The 19,754-nt window shown below is 50.3% G+C and carries 16 protein-coding genes and 1 pseudogene; 9 read left to right on the plus strand and 8 right to left on the minus strand.

The genetic code is table 11. The features are described 5' to 3' along the window. Positions 1–10: 10 nt before the first annotated feature. Positions 11–379 (minus strand): DUF192 domain-containing protein, encoded by a 369-nt coding sequence (locus tag WBJ47_RS11640; RefSeq protein WP_422244735.1) that lies wholly within the window; start codon positions 377–379, stop codon positions 11–13. A gap of 137 nt (positions 380–516) precedes the next feature. Further along, positions 517–750 carry a cold-shock protein gene (locus WBJ47_RS11645; RefSeq protein WP_422244726.1) on the minus strand — a complete coding sequence of 78 codons (234 nt, stop codon included), beginning with the start codon at positions 748–750 and terminating at the stop codon, positions 517–519. A gap of 260 nt (positions 751–1,010) precedes the next feature. Between WBJ47_RS11645 and clpS the strand changes: the two genes are divergently transcribed. The 5 genes from clpS to WBJ47_RS11670 all read left to right on the plus strand — a co-directional run bounded on the left by clpS (position 1,011) and on the right by WBJ47_RS11670 (position 7,224). Further along, positions 1,011–1,334: an ATP-dependent Clp protease adapter ClpS gene (gene clpS, locus WBJ47_RS11650; protein WP_422244725.1), complete on the plus strand. Its 324-nt coding sequence runs from the start codon at positions 1,011–1,013 to the stop codon at positions 1,332–1,334. A 52-nt stretch (positions 1,335–1,386) separates the two neighbouring features. Further along, complete coding sequence (gene clpA, locus WBJ47_RS11655) at positions 1,387–3,705, plus strand: ATP-dependent Clp protease ATP-binding subunit ClpA (RefSeq protein WP_422244723.1); 2,319 nt, start codon at positions 1,387–1,389, stop codon at positions 3,703–3,705. A gap of 80 nt (positions 3,706–3,785) precedes the next feature. Further along, a complete protein-coding gene (locus WBJ47_RS11660) occupies positions 3,786–4,898 on the plus strand; it encodes a paraquat-inducible protein A (RefSeq protein WP_422244721.1) in 1,113 nt (370 codons plus the stop codon). 26 nt (positions 4,899–4,924) lie between these two features. Further along, on the plus strand, positions 4,925–6,598 hold the full coding sequence (locus tag WBJ47_RS11665) for an intermembrane transport protein PqiB (RefSeq protein ID WP_422244719.1): 1,674 nt from the start codon (positions 4,925–4,927) through the stop codon (positions 6,596–6,598). After that, positions 6,595–7,224, plus strand: coding sequence for a PqiC family protein (locus WBJ47_RS11670; protein WP_422244718.1), 630 nt, complete (start codon positions 6,595–6,597; stop codon positions 7,222–7,224). Before WBJ47_RS11665 ends, WBJ47_RS11670 begins: the two co-directional genes overlap by 4 nt. Before the next feature lie 4 nt (positions 7,225–7,228). On the opposite strand, the gene dut is transcribed toward WBJ47_RS11670, so the two are convergent. The 6 genes from dut to WBJ47_RS11700 all read right to left on the minus strand — a co-directional run bounded on the left by dut (position 7,229) and on the right by WBJ47_RS11700 (position 13,907). Further along, a complete protein-coding gene (gene dut / locus WBJ47_RS11675; RefSeq protein WP_422244716.1) occupies positions 7,229–7,678 on the minus strand; it encodes a dUTP diphosphatase in 450 nt (149 codons plus the stop codon). 19 nt (positions 7,679–7,697) lie between these two features. Beyond that, positions 7,698–8,357, minus strand: a complete 660-nt coding sequence (locus WBJ47_RS11680) for a DedA family protein (RefSeq protein ID WP_422244715.1) — start codon at positions 8,355–8,357, stop codon at positions 7,698–7,700. 17 nt (positions 8,358–8,374) lie between these two features. After that, positions 8,375–9,580 (minus strand): bifunctional phosphopantothenoylcysteine decarboxylase/phosphopantothenate--cysteine ligase CoaBC, encoded by a 1,206-nt coding sequence (gene coaBC, locus WBJ47_RS11685; protein ID WP_422244713.1) that lies wholly within the window; start codon positions 9,578–9,580, stop codon positions 8,375–8,377. Then, complete coding sequence (gene lspA, locus WBJ47_RS11690) at positions 9,564–10,040, minus strand: signal peptidase II (protein ID WP_422244734.1); 477 nt, start codon at positions 10,038–10,040, stop codon at positions 9,564–9,566. The genes coaBC and lspA overlap by 17 nt, the downstream gene beginning before the upstream one ends. Before the next feature lie 65 nt (positions 10,041–10,105). After that, positions 10,106–12,952 carry an isoleucine--tRNA ligase gene (gene ileS, locus WBJ47_RS11695; RefSeq protein WP_424585336.1) on the minus strand — a complete coding sequence of 949 codons (2,847 nt, stop codon included), beginning with the start codon at positions 12,950–12,952 and terminating at the stop codon, positions 10,106–10,108. Continuing rightward, positions 12,942–13,907 (minus strand): bifunctional riboflavin kinase/FAD synthetase, encoded by a 966-nt coding sequence (locus tag WBJ47_RS11700; RefSeq protein WP_422244038.1) that lies wholly within the window; start codon positions 13,905–13,907, stop codon positions 12,942–12,944. Before WBJ47_RS11700 ends, ileS begins: the two co-directional genes overlap by 11 nt. A gap of 44 nt (positions 13,908–13,951) precedes the next feature. Between WBJ47_RS11700 and purN the strand changes: the two genes are divergently transcribed. The 4 genes and pseudogenes from purN to WBJ47_RS11720 form a co-directional block, all read left to right on the plus strand. Then, entirely contained in the window at positions 13,952–14,617 is a 666-nt protein-coding gene (purN, locus tag WBJ47_RS11705) for a phosphoribosylglycinamide formyltransferase (RefSeq protein ID WP_422244039.1), read from the plus strand. A 269-nt stretch (positions 14,618–14,886) separates the two neighbouring features. Next, positions 14,887–16,326 (plus strand): RsmB/NOP family class I SAM-dependent RNA methyltransferase, encoded by a 1,440-nt coding sequence (locus WBJ47_RS11710; protein ID WP_422244050.1) that lies wholly within the window; start codon positions 14,887–14,889, stop codon positions 16,324–16,326. Between the two features lie 167 nt (positions 16,327–16,493). Beyond that, a complete protein-coding gene (locus tag WBJ47_RS11715; protein ID WP_422244040.1) occupies positions 16,494–17,693 on the plus strand; it encodes a DesA family fatty acid desaturase in 1,200 nt (399 codons plus the stop codon). Next, positions 17,690–19,663 (plus strand): annotated as a pseudogene (locus WBJ47_RS11720) (UvrD-helicase domain-containing protein); the annotation flags it as partial. The gene WBJ47_RS11715 and the pseudogene WBJ47_RS11720, both read left to right, overlap by 4 nt. Positions 19,664–19,754 lie beyond the last annotated feature (91 nt).

The following is a 19,754-nucleotide window of genomic DNA, read 5'->3' on the forward strand; positions in this document are numbered from 1 at the left end:
AATACTCGGTCTATTGCAGACCGAGTATTTTTTTGCCTGGTGTGAGGCCGCGCGCAGCAAACCAACCCTGGTCCATTTCGAGCGCAAATCTCACCGGGCGATTAGAGCAATGTGATTGATCGCTTTGCGGCGTCATATCTGCAATGTTCACAATCGTACCGTCTGTGTCGAGGTAAGCAATTGAAAGAGGAATCAGAGTGTTGCGCATCCAAAAGCATTGCACGTTTGCCTGATCAAAAACAAACAACATGCCGTGGTTAGGCGCAAGAGATTTGCGATTCATTAATCCGATTGTGCGCGTCTCAGGAGTGGCCGCAATTTCGGCTTGAATGACATGCATGCCTGCATTCAGTTTTTTAATGGGTAATGTCGGATTCATCTGTGCAAAAGCAGAGGAAACCGAAAAGAAAAAACCAATGATAAAAACAAACAGCACGACCGTCAGATCGCGCTGTTTTTCTTGCGGGAACCGTCTATACATTGCGTAGTATCCAAGGGGTTATTCACCCCGGCTATTTAAGCAGCCGTTATATTAGTTGCTTGCTTGCCCTTAGGACCTTGCGTGATCTCAAAGGCAACTTTCTGGCCTTCTTTGAGAGTCTTGAAACCGTCCATATGGATTGCTGAAAAATGAGCAAACAGATCTTCGCCACCATCATCGGGTGTCACAAATCCAAAGCCTTTTGCGTCGTTGAACCATTTCACTACACCTGTGACCTTAGGGCCATTACTTGTGGTCGAGTCTGACATTCCGACTGCCTCTTATGAACGTTGTATAAACTAAACAGAAAGCTGATCTAAAGCGTATGCTTGAAAAAATCTGCTTTCGGCAACTTGACACCCAATTATTTCCTGTGTGTATAGCGATATTCGTTAGATTTAATGTGTTCGTCAAGTATCGGTTTGCCTAGTATGACTAATTTTTTGCTTGATACTTCTCATTATTAAGTAGTTTTTTGCCCCCTTGGGGTCTGTAGAATGAAGGTATCTCTTTAATTGAACTTTTAAACATGCCCGCACGTACCACTTCGACTCCGGATCTTGTTGTTGACAAGCAGAGCGCAAAAACTGCTCCTCCACCTCTTTATCGTGTGATTTTGCTGAATGACGATTACACCCCCATGGAGTTCGTCGTTCATGTACTACAAAAGTTTTTCAGTAAAGGGCAGGAGGAAGCGATGCGGATCATGTTGCAAGTTCACCACGAAGGCAAAGGTGTGTGTGGGGTTTACCCGCATGACATCGCTGCAAGTCGTATCGCTCTAGTCGCGCAGCACGCGCGCGCCCGCCAGCACCCATTGCAGTGTGTGATGGAACCGGTTGGTGACGAATAAGGCATAGAATGCAATTTAACGGTGTAACACTTGAAAGAACGTCGGAGGAAATGTGATTTCCCAAGAGCTTGAAGTTAGCCTACATATGGCCTTTGTTGAGGCCCGCTCAGCTCGTCATGAGTTCATCACCGTCGAGCACTTACTTTTGTCGCTGCTTGATAATGCAGCCGCAATCGAAGTGCTGCGTGCGTGTTCAGCCAACATGGATGAGTTACGTAATAACTTACGTAAGTTTGTGACTGACAACACCCCAGTCATTCCTGCGGGTGCAGAGGTTGATACGCAACCCACTCTTGGCTTTCAGCGAGTGATTCAACGTGCAATCATGCACGTTTCTGCAGGTGGAGCCTCCAAAAAGCCTGTGACTGGTGCTAACGTCTTAGTCGCAATTTTCGGTGAGAAAGAGTCCCATGCTGTTTTTTATTTGCAGCAACAAGGTATCTCCCGCCTGGATGTTGTGAATTTCCTTTCGCATGGCATCAGCAAACAAGCTGCAGCTGAGACCCCTGCTGGACCCAAAGAACAGCAAGCGGAAGGAACTGAGCAAAATGCCGAAGGCAAACAGTCACCGCTTGATTTGTACACGCAGGATTTAAATGCCGCCGCCATCGCGGGCCGCATTGATCCGCTGATTGGACGCGATCAAGAAGTTGAGCGTGTGATTCAAACTTTGTGTCGCCGCAGAAAAAACAACCCTCTCTTGGTGGGTGAGGCGGGTGTGGGCAAAACAGCAATTGCCGAAGGCTTAGCTTACCGAATCACCCAGGGCGAGGTGCCCGAAGTGCTCCAAGATGCTCAGGTATTTTCTTTGGATATGGGTGCGCTTCTTGCTGGCACCAAGTATCGAGGCGATTTTGAGCAACGACTTAAAGGCGTGTTGAAACAGCTCAAAAATAATCCGCAAGCCATCTTGTTTATCGATGAAATTCATACCTTGATTGGTGCGGGTTCTGCATCGGGTGGCACGCTTGATGCTTCTAATCTGCTCAAGCCCGCGCTGTCTTCAGGTCAGTTACGCTGCATCGGTGCCACAACATATACCGAGTTCCGAGGTGTCTTTGAAAAAGATGCAGCGCTCTCCCGTCGCTTTCAAAAAGTGGATGTTTCCGAACCTACGGTCGCACAAACCATTCAAATTTTGCGTGGTCTGAAAGGGCGCTTCGAAGAGCATCACGGGGTCAAATACTCAGGCGCTGCGTTGACAGCGGCTGCCGAACTTTCGGCTCGCCACATTAATGATCGGCATCTCCCAGACAAGGCGATTGATGTGATCGACGAGGCTGGTGCAGCGCAGCGCTTGCTCCCTCGCTCAAAGCAAAAGAAAGTGATTGGGAAAACGGATATTGAAGCGATTGTTTCTAAAATCGCTCGCATTCCTCCTCAGACTGTATCGAGTGATGATCGAAGCAAGCTCGCAAGTCTTGAGCGTGATTTGAAAACGGTCGTGTACGGTCAAGATGGTGCCATTGAGGCGTTGGCAGGTGCGATCAAGATGGCAAGATCTGGTCTTGGTCGTCCTGAAAAACCCATTGGCGCCTTCCTGTTCTCCGGACCAACGGGTGTAGGCAAGACTGAAGTGGCAAGGCAGTTGGCATTCACCCTTGGGGTGGAGTTGCTGCGATTCGATATGTCTGAATATATGGAACGTCATACCGTTTCACGTCTGATTGGTGCACCTCCCGGCTACGTTGGTTTCGATCAAGGCGGTTTGCTGACCGAGGCGATCAACAAACAACCCCATTGCGTGTTGTTATTAGATGAAATCGAAAAAGCGCATCCGGATGTATTTAATATTTTGTTGCAGGTCATGGATCACGGCACGCTCACCGACAACAACGGTCGAAAGGCTGACTTCCGTAATGTCATTTTAGTGATGACGACCAATGCAGGCGCTGAAGCACTCAACAAACCAAATATTGGTTTTTCCAATACGCGTGCGAGTGGCGATGAAATGGGCGACATTAAGCGCCTGTTTTCACCTGAGTTCCGTAACAGGCTCGACGCCATTGTGCACTTCGCACCCTTGAGTCAAGAGGTGATTCTGCGTGTTGTGGACAAGTTCTTGATGCAGCTTGAAGACCAGCTCCACGATAAGCGTGTCGAGGTCTCCTTTACCGATGCGTTACGTGCGCATCTTGGTAAAAATGGTTTTGATCCATTGATGGGGGCACGTCCTATGCAGCGCTTGATACAGGACACACTCCGTCGTGCTTTAGCGGATGAGTTACTGTTTGGCAAACTAGTCGATGGTGGCTCTGTTTGCGTGGACGTTGACGCTGACGGGAAGGTCATTCTTACGTTTGATACCAAGGATGATAAATCCTCTGGTGCCGCCAAGGGTTCTGATCAGGAGGCCGTGCTGGTGCATTGATGACGTCAGAGAACGGCCCTTCATTGGTAAGTTCCTCACAGCCCCTCACGTTGACTTGTCATCAGTGTGGGGCTGTTTATTTGCGTCCCGAACTTGAGCCTGATCAATGGGCTCAGTGCATTCGCTGTAATAGCGTATTGGAGTCCTACGCAGCTTTCACTCCGAATGCTTGGCTTGCCATTATTTTGACGGCCTTCATCAGTTTGTTTTTTGCAAATATTTACCCTGTTGCCACGCTTTATGTGCAGGGCCAAGGACAAGCTGCAACGTTTTTTGATGCCGTTTCAGTCGTTTGGAAAGAGGGTTACCAAGAGGTTGCGATTGTTACATTTGCAGCAGGCTTTTTACTCCCTGTGTTTCAGCTTTCCTTGCTTTTTTCAGTGATGTTGCCACTGTCACTTGGACGGTTACCCGCATATTTTGAGTGGTCAATCAAGATGATTGACCACTTAAAGCCTTGGTGCATGGTCCCAGTATTTTTGGTTGGCATTCTTGTCTCCGTCGTCAAGCTTGCCGGATTAGCTTCATTAGTCGCAGGAGTTGGTTTGTTTGCAACAGCATGTGCAGCGATTTTTATCACGAGTACGGGTCGTTTAGATGCGCATAGGTTACGTCTGATGGCCCTCGACTTGGGTGTGCCTGCGCAATTACCAACTTTACCTAAACCACCATCACCTGCCCAGATTAAGCAGGTGTGGGCGCTCTTGCTCGCAGCAGTGATTTTGTACATACCTGCTAATTTACTGCCCATCATGAAAATCACGTCGGTGGGCGGAACCTCCGCTCACACTATTCTCGGAGGCGTCATCGAATTATTTCAAATGGGCTCTTGGGATATCGCACTGGTTGTCTTGGTTGCAAGTGTGTTGGTACCTGTGTTCAAGCTTGTGGCACTTTCAGTTTTATTAGTCCTTACTCAGTACGGTGCGATGCGTGGTTTACGCAGGCGGACACAGATTTATCGCGTGGTCGAGTTCATTGGACAGTGGTCAATGTTGGATGTATTTGTTGTGATTTTGCTTTCAGCTTTGGGACAGTTTGGTGCTTTACTGCGTATCGAGCCAGGGAGTGGGGCGGTTGCTTTTGGTGCAGTTGTGATTTTGACTATGCTGGCTGCACTGAGCTTTGACCCACGACTGGCTTGGCGACGCGCCGGCTACCGCCGTCAAGTATCATCTCCTTTTAATATTTAGTCCTTCTATGCCCAAGGAATTTCGCCTTGAGTCAACTTAATGAGCCTGGCATGCCCGACCTGCAAAGCAAGACCGCTGAGAAAACATTGCCGCGCGTCGCTAGGCGTCCTAAGCGTAGTCTCGCTTGGGTGTGGTTCATCCCGCTCGCAGCGCTTCTCGTAGGACTGTCCATCATCTGGCATGACTACTCTCAGCAAGGTCCAAAGATCACGATTTCATTTCAGTCAGCGACCGGAATTGAAAATGGTAAGACACAAATTAAATATCGTGATGTGGTGATTGGCTTAGTTAAAAGCGTTCGCCTCAATAGTACGCAGGATGGCGTGGTGGTTGAGGCGGATCTGACCAAGGATGGTGCAGCCTTTGCGCATGAGGGTTCACGCTTTTGGGTAGTCAGGCCTCGCGTGGGTTTCGGTGGGGTTTCTGGACTGACTACGCTATTGTCTGGCTCCTACATTGAAACTGATTTTGATGGCAGTGCGAAATCTCGCGAAAGCGAGAGAAACTTTGTCGGCTTGGAGCTTCCTCCTCCAATCTCCAGCAATCGGCCTGGTAGCCATTATGTGTTGCGTACCGATAGCTTAGGTTCTTTGGGACCTGGCGCTCCTATTTTTTATCGAAGAATTCAAGTTGGACTGGTGACGGGATTTTCTCTGAACGATGCCGGTAAATTTGTGGATCTCAATATTTTCGTTGACGCACCTTACGACAAATATATCGATACAAGCACACGATTTTGGAATGAAAGTGGTATTGACTTGACGATCGGTGCGGGAGGAATGCATCTGCAAACGGAGTCTTTAATTTCGTTGATTGCAGGTGGGATTTCATTTTCCTCCTTTGGTAAGCCTCAACCATTAATTGATGCTAAAAAGCCTTTCAAACTCTACGAATCTCGAAATGCTGCAGCCGTTGTCCCAAGAGGTGTTGCTGTGCCAATTCGTATGCGGTTTGACCAACCCGTTCGTGGGTTAAATGTCGGTGCGCCGGTTGTATTTCACGGTGTAGACCTCGGCGTGGTGGATTCTGTCGAACTTGATTTCGACATTATGACGAGACAATTTTTTACCGTGGTAGAAGGTACCCTTTATCCTGAGCGTTTGGGCACTGTCTATACTGAGCTCAAGCTAGCCCACCAGACTCCAGGGGATCTGACAGAGTCGTTGAATAGCATGACTAACAAAGGTCTTCGAGCGCAATTGAGAACAGCGAGTATTTTGACCGGTCAGCTCTACATCACCTTAGCGGACTTTCCTAACGTGCCTCCCGCTGAATCTAATCAAACAACGCTACCTTTTATCATGCCAACGATTGCTGCAGATGACCTGGGAAGCATGCAAGCGCAGATTGGAAGCATCATCGCCAAGATCGATAAAATTCCTTTCGAGAAAATTGCAGAAGATCTTGATGAGATGGTCATTCAAATTAAGCGCATGAGTGCAAATCTGGATAAAAGCGTCACACCTAAGTTAGCTTCCACTCTGACACAGATTGAGTTGACTGTTAAAAATCTCAATACGTTAATTGCACCCGGTAGCCCGCTGACGTCCAACACAGAGTCTATGCTCGAAGATCTAAAGGGCAGTCTCAAGTCCCTGCGTTCTTTGACAGATAGCTTGCAGGCTAATCCCGATTCTATTATCCGGGGACGAGGCGCTCAGCCATATTCCCGAGATACTCTTGGAGCTCCAAGTAAATGATGATTTCCTTCAAGCGCTTGGCATTGGCTTTGGGCGTTTTAAGTCTTGTGGGTTGCGCAGGTCCTCCTGCTCAGCACTACACCTTGAGTCAAGCTTTACCACCGCCGTCATCAGCTGTTTCTTCAAGCAAAGAAGTGTCTGGCAAGAGTGTCGGCGCCTATTCCTTGTCCGATATTAGTGTGCCTGCCGAGGTGGACAATATTTCTCTCGTAGTCAGTCAGGGTGAGGGACGTTTGATGGTGCTCAGTGAGGATCGTTGGTCTGGTTCTCTTTCAGCCCAACTGTCGACTGCACTCTCTCAAGCATTAACGCAACGCATAGGCATGCCGCCTGTACAAAAACTTGTCTCCGAAGCCGCAGGCGCGTCTGTCACAAAAATACAATTGGCTGTGCAGCGATTTGATTTAATCCCTGGACAGTCCGTCGCCTTGGATACGGTCTGGAGTATGCGTTTTCCTGGGAGCAAGTCTTTTTTGACTTGCTATACAAGGTTGGTTAAACCCGTCGATATTGGAGTGCTTGCGTTAGTCAGGGGGCAACAGGAAAACGTTCAAGCGCTTGCGACTCAGCTAACAGAAGCCTTAAAAACTCAAAAGGCTCCTTCTGGATCTTCTTGTAGTCGCTAGTAATTTAGCCTTTGCCAGTACTGCCAAAACCACTAGATCCACGGCTAGTACGATCAAAATCTTCGACCACATTGAATTGAATCTGTGCGATGGGTAAAACGACAAGTTGAGCCAAACGCTCCATGGGTTCAAGCGTATAGGCGACGCTGCTACGGTTCCACGCAGACACCATTAATGGCCCCTGATAATCAGAATCGATCAGGCCAACTAAGTTACCTAATACGATGCCGTGCTTATGGCCAAGACCCGATCGGGGCAAAATCACCGCTGCATACCCTGGATCGGCAACGTGAATCGCCAAGCCTGTTGGAATGAGCTGTGTCATGCCAGGTTCCAACACAAGAGGTTGGTCCAAACACGCTCTCAGGTCCAAGCCTGCTGAGCCACTCGTTGCGTAAGCAGGCAATTGCTCACGCATACGAGGATCTAGAATTTTTACGTCTACAGCGTTCATATTGAGCTCAAGATTCTATTTAAATGTCGTGATGACGAATACGTTTATGCGAATTTGTTTGCTTATTTTTGACTTCACGTCTTTTGCGAATGACGAGCCAGGCAATCGTTGCAATCACCGCGAGACCCACCAAAGAATAAACAGTAGAGTGCTGACCTTGCTTAAGCGCTTCAACGCTCAGGGAGGCAAGATACCCTGGAGCCAACAGGGCAGGTAGCCACAAAATTGCGGAGATGATATTTGCCAGTTGAAAACGAAGTTCAGGCATGCCCATTACGCCAGCAACGGTCGGAATAAAACAGCGGAGCGGGCCTAAAAAGCGAGCAATTAATACAGCTAAAAATCCGTATCTGTAGAAAAACAGTCGAGCGCGAGCGACTTGTCTGCGGTAGGCATTCAACCGTTTGTGGCGTAAAACTTTAGGGCCCATCCAGCGACCAAGCCAAAAGGACAGTGCATCCCCAACAATGGCTCCAGCAATGCCCCAAAATAAAATGGGTCCTGCATCAAGTGTGCCAGTTGCAATCAATGTGCCTGTAGCAAATAGCAACACTGTTGCTGGGATGAAAATTCCCAGAACAAACAAAGATTCACCGAAAGTCATGATAAAAATGACTAGGCCCGCCCACGACTGATTGTTTTGAATGAATAAGACGAGTTGGTCGATCAACGCTTGCATGTGTAGACCTAAATAATCTATCTTGACGGGTGTGAGCGATGAAAGCGTTGCGCAATCGCATTCACAAGCTGTCTGGCGACATCCTGTTTGGAACTCAAGGGCAGGGCATGTTCCCCTTGCTCATCAAAAATTGAAACAGTCGTGTGATCTGCATCCATGACATGTTGGGCTAAGTTGCCGATCAGCATCGGGATACCTTTTCGAAGTCTCTTAGCATGAGCAAATTCGGAAAGGTTTTCAGTTTCAGCTGCAAATCCAACACACCACGGACCGTCTTTAAGGGAGGCAACAGCTGCCAGAATATCCGGATTTGCTTCAAACTTTAATTCGGGTGTGGATGAACCACTTTTCTTAATTTTTTCAGACGAAACATTTTTAATGCGCCAGTCCGCAACTGCCGCAACCGAAATAAAAATATCCTGCCCAGTTAGGTGGGACATGACAGCATCATGCATTTGCTGAGCGGTATCCACATCCAGACGGGTCACTCCATAGGGACATGGCAGTGCGGTCGGTCCAGAGATCAGGGTCACGCTCGCTCCAGCTTCCCAGGCAGCCTCGGCAAGTGCGTACCCAGTCTTGCCAGAGGAGCGATTACTCAACACTCTCACGGGATCAATCGGCTCAATTGTCGGTCCAGCCGTCAAGAGTACGTGCAAATTTTTAAAATGCTTGGGCTGAAAAAATCGCTTGAGCTCTGCAACAATTTGCAATGGCTCGAGCATGCGGCCATCACCCGTTTCACCGCATGCTTGCTCACCACTGCCAGGACCCAGTATTTCGATACCGTCTTGGGAGAGCTGAGCGACGTTGCGCTGTGTAGGAGCCGCGAGCCACATCTCGCGATTCATAGCAGGAGCCACCAATAATGGACAGGCACGTGCAAGGCAGAGTGTCGAGAGCAGATCATCTGCACGCCCCTGAACAAGCTTAGCCATAAAGTCTGCCGAAGCGGGAGCGATCAGGATCGCATCAGCACCTCTGGTGAGTTGGATATGCGCCATATTGTTATGGATGCGATTATCCCAAGCATCTACAAACACGGGGCGTCCACTCAACGCCTGCATCGTCACGGCTGTAATAAACCGCGTTGCGGCCTCAGTCATGACAACGTCTACTTGGGCACCTCGTTCAATCAGTCTGCGAACTAGATCAGCAGCCTTGTAGCAGGCAATGCCCCCACTCAAACCCAGCACAATCCGTTTATCAAGAAGATCTTGCATGCTGACCTCGAAGGCGAAGAATTTCGTCAATGATTAAAAGGATAGCACCGACTGTGATGCCTGCATCAGCTACATTGAAAGCAGGGTAATACCAGTTTTGCCAATAAAAAAGCAAAAAGTCCACGACATGGCCATAGGCGATACGATCAATCACATTACCAAGAGCACCAGAAAGAATCAGCGTGAGCGCCAACATGAAGCGATGCTGAGAACGGTGGGTGTGCATCATCCAAAGAATAAATGCGCTTGCACCAATCCCCAGAATGGTAAAAAACCAACGTTGCCAACCGGGCTGATCTGCTAGAAAACTAAACGCAGCGCCTTTGTTGTAGAGCAAGGTGAAATCAAAAACAGGCAAAACGTTGACGCGCTCTCCATACCGCAGGGCATGATCAAAACCAATCTTGGTCAGTTGATCCACCACAATCAGTAACAACGCTAGCAGCAGCCATCTTCCCATTCCGCGATAACCGACTAAGTCGGGAATGGGCGAGTGTGACGTGCCTTGCTTGTCGCTCTCCATACTTAGGTGGCTGCAGCTTCATTTAAGTTATCCACACATCGACCGCAGATGTGTGGATGCGCTTGATCTTGACCAATATCGTCGCGCCAGTGCCAACAGCGTTCACATTTTTGATGCGTAGAGGGCGCAATGCTGATTTCCAACTCACCAGCACCTGCGTGAATACCCACGCGCGAAACGATAAAGATAAAGGGTAATTGATCTGCAACGCTTTGCAGTAATGCCAGATCATCACCATGAGCAGTCAGATCGACTTCGCCCTGCAAGGAAGAGCCAATATTCCCTGCACTACGTAAGTCCTCGAGCTTGCGCATGACAAGCGCCCGAATCTCGCGCAATCTCAACCAACGCTGCTCCAGTACCTCGGAGTCAGCAACCTTTGGCGTCACATGGAAGCATTCGGTAAAAATGGTCAGACGACCAATATCAGGAGAGGATTTCAGTGTTGAGCTGAGCAAAATCCCCCACGCCTCTTCGGCCGTAAAGGACAATACAGGCGCCATCAATTTGAGCAACGTCTGTGTAATGTGAAGCAGAGCGGTTTGGGCCGAGCGTCGAGCAAGACTGCGCGGTGCGGACGTGTAAAGCCTATCTTTCAATACATCAAGATAAAACGCACCAAGGTCTTCTGAGCAGAAATGCTGTATGCGAGACATGGCCGGGTGAAAGTCGTATTTCTCGAAACAAGATAACACCTCTGCTTGCATTTTCGAAGTCATCGTCAAGGCATAGCGATCGATTTCTAATAAATCACTCGCAGCGACGACATCCGTGGAGGCATCAAAGTCAGCGAGGTTGGCAAGCAGGAAGCGCAAGGTGTTACGAATGCGACGATAGCCTTCAACCACGCGTTTGAGGATTTCGTCAGAAATGGACAACTCACCAGAATAATCCGTGCTGGCCACCCATAGACGCAAAATTTCTGCACCAAGGCTATCAGATACTTTTTGAGGTGCAATCACATTGCCGACTGATTTACTCATTTTGCGGCCCTGACCGTCCACCACGAAACCGTGGGTCAGAAGGCTCTTGTAAGGCGCGCGTCCCGATAGCATACAACCCGTCAACAAAGACGAGTGGAACCAACCGCGATGTTGATCTGAGCCTTCAAGGTACATGTCCGCAGGCCAAGTCAGTTCACCATGCGAGCCCTTGTGCTGATTGTCAGGACCACCCAATACTGTGGCGTGCGTCGTGCCTGAGTCAAACCATACATCGAGCGTGTCACGATTCTTCTCGTAGTCGTTTGCATTAGCCCCCAGCAGATCAGCCGGTTCAATCGCTTGCCAAGCTTCAATGCCGTGTTTTTCCACACGTTTAGCGACTTCTTCTAGGAGTGCAGGTGTGTTTGGATGAAGCGCGCCTGTTTCTTTGTGGATAAAGAACGCCATCGGCACGCCCCATTGACGTTGGCGAGACAATGTCCAGTCTGGTCTATTTGCGATCATTGCATGCAATCGTGCGCGTCCCCAAGCAGGGTAAAACGCTGTGGCATCAATCGCCGCTAAGGCACTTTGGCGCAAAGTCGCGTCGTTGTCGATCGGCTGAACATCCATTCCGGCAAACCATTGGCTAGTCGCCCGGTAAATGATGGGTGTCTTGTGTCGCCAGCAATGCATATAACTATGTGAATGCGGCTCTTGCTTAAGCAAAGTTCCTGCAGCAGCCAAAGCTTCAACAATTTTCGGATTGGCTGCCCAAATGCTGAGTCCACCAAAGCCAGGTAGGGAAGGCACGTACTTGCCATCACCCATCACAGGATTAATGATGTCAGCATCTTTCATCCCATTGGCTTTGCAGGAGAGGAAGTCTTCAACACCGTAGGCGGGCGCAGAGTGCACAACGCCTGTTCCTGTATCCAGCGTCACATAGTCGCCGAGATAAATCGGCGCGACGCGGCGGTAGCCTTCGTCGAAGCTTGCCAATGGATGATCGAAGGTAATTTGATCCAGAGCGAGGCCAACGCATTCCGCGATAATGTCGCCTTCGAGCCCCCATTCTTTGAGGCAAGCCTCAACGCGATCTGCGGCCAAAATCAGCAGCGAACCCGTTGAGGGAGCCGGCGTCACACGCACGAGCGCGTACTTAAACTCTGGATGGATATTCAGCGCTTGATTGGAAGGGATGGTCCAAGGCGTCGTAGTCCAAATCACAATAGCACCGGCATCCACTTCGGGCAAGCCAAATGCTTTTGCGAGGGCTGGGCGGTCTGCAAAAGGGAAGGCGATGTGAACGGCTGGATCCTGACGGTCCGCGTATTCGACCTCGGCTTCAGCCAAAGCAGAGCCGCAATCAAAACACCAGTTAACGGGTTTGAGACCACGAAAAACATAGCCTTTTTCTAAAATACGCCCGAGCGCTCGAATTTCATTGGCTTCATTACTGAAGTTCATGGTCAGGTAAGGGCGATTCCAATCACCCAGGACACCCAAGCGTTCAAAGTCTTTTTTCTGTCGCTCGATTTGTTCAAGCGCGTAAGCCCGAGCTTTTGCCTGCACTTCGGCAACAGGCAAGTGTTTGCCAAATTTCTTTTCGATCTGAATTTCGATGGGCATGCCGTGACAATCCCAACCTGGAACATACGCCGCATCAAAACCCGCCATGTTGCGGCTTTTGACGATGATGTCCTTTAGGATTTTATTGACGGCGTGACCGATGTGAATGTCGCCATTCGCATAGGGCGGGCCGTCATGCAATAAAAAGCTTGGTCGACCGCGGCTTGCGTCGCGAATCGCTTGATAAACCTTTTTTTCTTGCCATTGTGCGACCCAAGCAGGCTCTCGACGCGGAAGGTCTCCACGCATCGGGAAGGGTGTATCGGGCAAATTGAGTGTGTTTTTATAGTCCATGGAGCGCAAAGTAAGCGCGCGCATGCTGTGCATCGGCATGCATGGCGGCAGTCAAGGTTGGCAGATCGGGAAACTTTTCTTCATCCCGCAAATGCTGCAGGAGTTCGACGCGCACGAGTTTACCGTATGCATCTACATTCAGATCAAATAAGTGAGTCTCAAGCAAAATTCTTCCATCATCTTCGACGGTGGGACGAACGCCTAGGCTAGCCACTCCAGGCAGGGGTTTGGGCCCAAGACCATGTGCGCGAACGACATAAATGCCAGAGCGCGCAGCGCAACGAGGTGTGACATGCATATTCATCGTTGGCATATTAAGCGTACGTCCGAGCTTTTTGCCATGAACAATGTGACCCGTCATGCCAAAAGGGCGGCCTAATAAGCTGGCGGCACGGCGAACATCTCCCGCTGCAAGCGCACCTCGGACCTCAGAGCTGGAAATCCTGTGTCCCTGTTCATCGGTAATGTCACTTAGCGTATGAACCGCGATACCGCAAAGTTGCCCAAGCTCTTTGAGCAACTTGACGTCCCCGGTTCGCTGGCGGCCAAAACGAAAATCCTCGCCCACCAGCAACCAACGGACATTGAGCTCAATTGCTAGCCATTTTGTGACAAAGTCTGAGGCCGACATTTCCGCCATTGCTTGATTAAATCGAGCGAGAATCACACGCTCAACGCCGGCGTGGGCGAGGGCGGTGAGTTTGTCCCTCAGCCCAGTGATTTGCGGAGGAGAGAGCTCTGGGCGGTGGTTGATATGCGCAAAGTACTGACGCGGATGCGGTGCAAAGGTCAGGATCGTTGGAGCGAGCGCAAGTCGCTCTGCCGCGTCGCAGACTTGAGCAATCATGGCCTGATGGCCACGATGTACCCCGTCAAAGTTACCAATTGACAGGGCGCACGGTAGGCGAAAATCAGGCGCGGGGGCTTGGCGAAAAATGCTGAGAATGGTTTTCACAGGTGACAGTTTACAATTTCAGACTAGCCTTATCGTGGAATACCATGTCCGACCCCCAAAATATACGCCCTCGCTTTGTGATTTTGATCTCAGGACAGGGTTCCAATATGCAAGCAATCGTGCAGGCGTGCCAAACTGGAGAATGCGCTGCAGACGTCGCTGCCGTCATCGCGAGCCGTGCTGAGACAGCAGGACTGACTTGGGCTGCAGAGCAGGGTATCCAGACTGTGGGCTTGGCCCATACTGCCTTCAGCTCCAGAGAGTCCTTTGACTCCGCACTGGCACAATCCATTGAACAGTTTGAGCCAGATTACGTGCTGCTGGCTGGTTTTATGCGAGTGTTGACTCCAGGCTTTGTTGAGCGCTTTGCCGGACGGCTTGTGAACATCCATCCGTCTTTGTTGCCTGCTTTTCCTGGTTTACATACCCATGCTCAAGCGTTAGCCACGGGTGTTCAATCCCATGGATGCACCGTACACTTCGTCACTCCCGTGCTTGATCACGGTCCCATTATTGCTCAGGGTGTGGTCCCGGTACTCAATGACGATACGCCCGAGACCTTAGCCGCAAGGGTGTTGGGCATGGAACACCATATTTATCCGCAAGTCGCATGTTGGCTTGCTCAGGGCCGAATACACTTGACCAGCGATCAGCGCGTTCAGGTGGACGGCATCACCACACGACTTTTTACATCAGGCCAATATTTATGAGCAATCCCAGCAAACCAAGCCGTCGGCCACCTGGCGCGACGGGTGCAGGGCGACACAACAAAAAAGATGAAGCTCGGGCCGCGGCGCTGAGCGCATCAGCTAGTGCGGTCAAGCCTGGTTCCGCGACTGAAAGACTCATGAATGCTCAGCCTCGTGGACCCCGCCCTCAAGGCGATCGAGGCTTTGCCGGACAAGGTGAGGGCCAGCCTTATGGCGTAGAAAAGCAACCCGTCGTTTCAACATATGTTCCAAAGCCTCGCCAGCCTGTCATGACGGTTCGGCTGGATCAGATCCGCCAGGTCCTTGACGAAGTTCTGACCTGGCGCTTTGCCGCGGACTCGATTGTTTCCCATTGGTTTCGAGCGCACCCCAAACTCGGAATCCGCGATCGCGCTGAGGTCGCTGAGGTTGTCTATGACGTGTTGCGTCACTTGCGTCGCTATCGTCAGCTCGGGGAGAGTGGAGTCGGTAATGCGGTACGGCGTTTAGCGATCCAGGGCGCCATTGCCACAATGGGGGCTGACAAAGTTCGCCCAGTATTGGATGTGGGTGAGCTGGCGTGGCTAGACCGGATTGCTCAGATTGATGAGCAGTCTCTTTCATTGCAGGTCCGTACAAGTTTGCCCGACTGGTTGTTCGATCGAATCAAGGACATGCCAGAACTGGAATCCCTCACAGCAGCACTGAATACTGCAGCCCCGCTTGATATTCGCGTCAATCCGATGAAAGCGGACCGCGATGAAATGCTGGCTGACTTGATCAAAGGCAATGGCGTGCGGCATGCGCCTGTTGCGACACCTTATTCGCCTTGGGGAATCCGTCTTAAGGGGCGGCCCGCTATGAACAAGTGGCACCAGTTCGAACATGGTTTGATTGAGGTCCAGGACGAGGGCAGTCAGCTCCTCGCGTTGCTGGTGGGGCCAAAGCGCGGCGAAATGGTGATCGATTTCTGCGCCGGCGCTGGGGGTAAGACATTATTGCTTGGTGCGCTGATGCGCTCTACTGGCAGGCTCTATGCGTTTGATGTGTCAGCGACTAGACTTGCAAAGGCTAAGCCACGCTTTGCTCGAAGCGGGTTGTCCAATATCGTGCCGGTCGCGATTGAGCATGAAAATGACACGCGTGTTCGGCGGCTTGCGGGTAAAGCGCACCGCGTGTTGGTGGATGCACCTTGCAGTGGCGTGGGAACCTTGCGACGCAACCCTGATTTGAAGTGGCGTCAGTCTGTTCAGAGTCTTCAAGAGCTCACGGCTTTGCAGGCACGCATTTTGGCAAGTGCTTCACGCTGTGTCGCCCCTGGGGGTCGGCTTGTTTATGCGACGTGCAGCGTTTTAAAAGAAGAAAATCAGGATCAGGCAGAGCTGTTTTTGGCAAACCATCCTGAATTTGAATTGGTCGATGCAGCGCCCATTTTGGCAGCGCGCACAACACTTCAAATCGAAGGCCCTTATTTAAGTTTGCGTCCGGACGTCCATGGTACGGATGGGTTTTTTGCAGCTATCTTCGAAAGAAAGAAATCTTTAGTGATGGAAAAGGTCAAAAGTGAGCCTGAATTAGAGTCAGATTCTGAGTCTGAGATACTGTCGGAGCCTGAAGGGCTGCTTGAACCTGAAGTAAAACCTAAGGCTAAACCACGGGCAAAACCTAAAGCTAAAGTAAAAGTGACTGAAAAGCCTCAATCTGAAGATGCTTCAGACCCTCAAATATGATGGTGAATTGTGCCGGTTACGCCCAAACGAGCGTAACCGGTCGTTTAGCCACCGTTAACCCTTAAATAGTTGATTTTGCGCAAATACTTGAGGGTTTTTACTAGCAGATAACCCTTTGCTGGGCTAAAATTCTGTTCATCTTAATGTCTTGGATCATAGACACTTACATGAACGACTTCATCTCTTTTGCAGCAGGTGGTTTGCTCCAGGCTAACTGGTGGCAGGTAGTGCTTTTCACGCTGGGTATGACCCACGTCACCATCGTTGCCGTGACTATTTTTCTGCATCGCAGCCAGGCGCACCGTGGCTTGGATCTCCATCCGGCGGTTATGCATTTTTTCCGTTTCTGGCTTTGGATGACCACTGGAATGGTCACAAAAGAATGGGTGTCGATTCATCGCAAGCACCATGCGCGCTGTGAGCGTGAGGGGGATCCACACTCGCCAATGATTTACGGCATTGGCAAAGTTTTATTTAGTGGTGCTGAGTTATATCGCCACGAATCAAAAAATGCAGAGACAGTCTCCAAATTCGGGCACGGTACGCCAGATGATTGGCTTGAGCGCAATGTTTATACACGCTTCAGCGCTCGTGGCATCATTTTGATGTTGATCATCGACGTGGCTTTGTTTGGTGCGATTGGGTTCACAATCTGGGCAATTCAGATGGCTTGGATTCCATTTTGGGCTGCAGGCGTGGTAAACGGCATTGGTCATTACTTTGGTTATCGCAATTTCGCGAGCCCAGATACCAGCACTAACGTGTTTCCTATCGGCATCTTGATCGGTGGTGAAGAGCTCCATAACAATCATCATGCTCACGGCACCTCCGCTAAATTTTCAAGTAAATGGTATGAGTTGGACATTGGCTGGATTTATATCCTAGGTCTCAAGGCGTTAGGTTTAGCCAAGATCAAAAAAGTGGCACCTAAATTAAAATTAGAGGCGACTGGCAAAGCAGGCGTTGACCTCCGCACCCTACAAGGTGTGATCGCACATCGTTATGAGATTCTTGCCCGCTATACCGGCATCATGAAAACTGCCTGCAAGGATGAGTTGGTTCGTTTAAAAGCTTCTAAAGCTGATACCAAGGCAGATGCTCTCGCGGCAGCGACACATTGGTTAGGACGTGGCGAGGAGAACCTTGCTCCTGCTGAGCGTGCCCGTATCGAACAAGCGCTTTCACTTAATGAATCTTTGTCGACACTCGTCCTGATGCGTCATGACTTAGTCAAACTCTGGGACAGCTCAACATCGTCCAGCGAACAGTTACTTCATGACTTGCAGGCATGGTGTCAGCGTGCTCAGCAGAGCGGCATTGCGAGCCTTGAGGAGTTCGCTCTGCGTCTTCGCCGCTATGCGGCATGATTGACAAGCTAAACGACCCGCAGCGAGACGCAGTCACTTTACCCGCTCAACACGCACTCGTGTTGGCGGGTGCTGGTAGCGGTAAAACTCGGGTGCTCACCACCCGAATGGCTTGGCTGATTCAAACTAGCCAAGTCAGTCCGCTTGGTATCTTAGCCGTCACTTTTACCAACAAAGCTGCACGTGAAATGGTGGCCAGGGTGTCGGCTATTTTGCCGATTGATACCCGTGGTTTATGGATTGGTACTTTTCACGGCTTGTGTAATCGGATGTTGCGCGCCCACCATCGTGATGCTGGTTTGCCGCAGGCTTTTCAGATCTTGGATACTGCGGATCAGTTAGCCGCTATCAAGAGACTGCTAAAAGCAAATGGTGTGGATGATGATAAGTATCCACCGCGCGATGTTCAGCGCTTTATTAACGGTGCCAAAGAAGACGGCCAACGTCCTGGTGATGTTGAGGCCTACGATAGTTTTCGTCGACGTCTGATCGAAATTTATACCCTTTATGAGGCGCAGTGTCAGCGTGAAGGCGTAGTCGACTTTCCAGAACTACTCTTGCGTGCCTACGAGTTATTGTTTCGACATGCGCCGATTCGTGAGCACTATCAGCGCCGCTTTAAACATATTTTGGTTGACGAATTTCAGGATACCAATACCTTGCAGTACAAATGGCTCACTTTATTAGCAGGTGGTGGCGCACATTTGTTTGCTGTGGGTGATGATGATCAGTCAATCTACGCTTTTCGTGGTGCCAATGTTGGCAACATGGCAGATTTTGAGCGCGATTATGCCCATGGTACGGTCATTCGCCTCGAGCAAAATTATCGATCCTTTGGCCATATTCTTGACTCAGCCAATGCTCTGATCAGTCACAACACGGGTCGGCTTGGAAAGAATCTGTGGACAGAGCAGGGTGAGGGAGAAAAAATTCGTGTTGTTGAACAACCGACTGACTTGCTCGAAGCTCAATGGCTGGTCGAAGAAGTTCGAGGCCTGATCTCTGACGGTCGTGACCGCAGTCAAATCGCTATTTTGTATCGTAGTAATGCTCAGTCACGAGTGATTGAACATGCATTGTTCTCTTCGGGAGTGCCTTACAAGGTTTACGGCGGTCTACGCTTTTTTGAGCGTCAAGAAATTAAACACGCCCTGGCTTATTTGCGGTTGATGGCCAATCTGGATGACGACACGTCTTGGATGCGAGTGGTTAATTTTCCTCCTCGCGGTATTGGCGCACGAACGTTAGAGCTTTTGGGAGATCAGTCAAAAGCTTACGACACGAGTCTGAGTGCTGCCGTTGCGAGAGTGCCTGGTAAGGGTGGGTCTAATCTTGCTCAGTTTTCGAGTTTGATCCAGCGTCTCGCCGATGAGACACGCAGCTTGCCTCTTCCAGAGCTTGTTGAACATGTCATTGAGCACAGCGGTTTGGTCGGTCACTATCAGCTTGATCGCGAAGGTGCGGATCGGATTGAAAACCTTCGAGAGTTGATTACTGCCGCTGCAGCTTTTGTTGCAGAGTCTGACATGGGTGGTTTACCTGCGGGCGAAGTGGTGCAGACAGCAGGTGCCCAAGATCCGATGCAAGAGGGTTTTGATGGTCTTTCACCTCTGATGGCTTTTTTATCTCACGCAGCACTCGAAGCGGGTGATAACCAAGCGCAAGCCGGTCAAGATGCTGTGCAGTTGATGACTGTGCACGCAGCCAAAGGCCTTGAGTTTGATGCAGTATTTATCACTGGCATCGAAGAAGGTCTTTTTCCTCATGAAAACAGCATATTGGAGCAGGCTGGCCTCGAAGAAGAACGCCGTTTGATGTACGTGGCGATCACCCGCGCACGCGAACGGCTTTATTTCAGCCTTGCTCAGAGCCGCATGCTCCATGGTCAGACGCGTTATGCGATGCGGTCACGCTTTCTGTCCGAGGTTCCGGAGGAGCATTTAAAGTGGTTGACGCCTAAACAAGGCCTCAGTGATTCCGAGCCTCGCTGGAAGTCGAGTAGCGCAGGTTTTGATCCTTATGCAAGGCAGGGAAGCGTCAAGCGAGCACCCGCCGTCAGTC

Origin of the sequence: Zwartia sp., from assembly GCF_049655405.1 — a bacterium.
In the GTDB taxonomy this organism is placed as follows: domain Bacteria; phylum Pseudomonadota; class Gammaproteobacteria; order Burkholderiales; family Burkholderiaceae_B; genus Zwartia.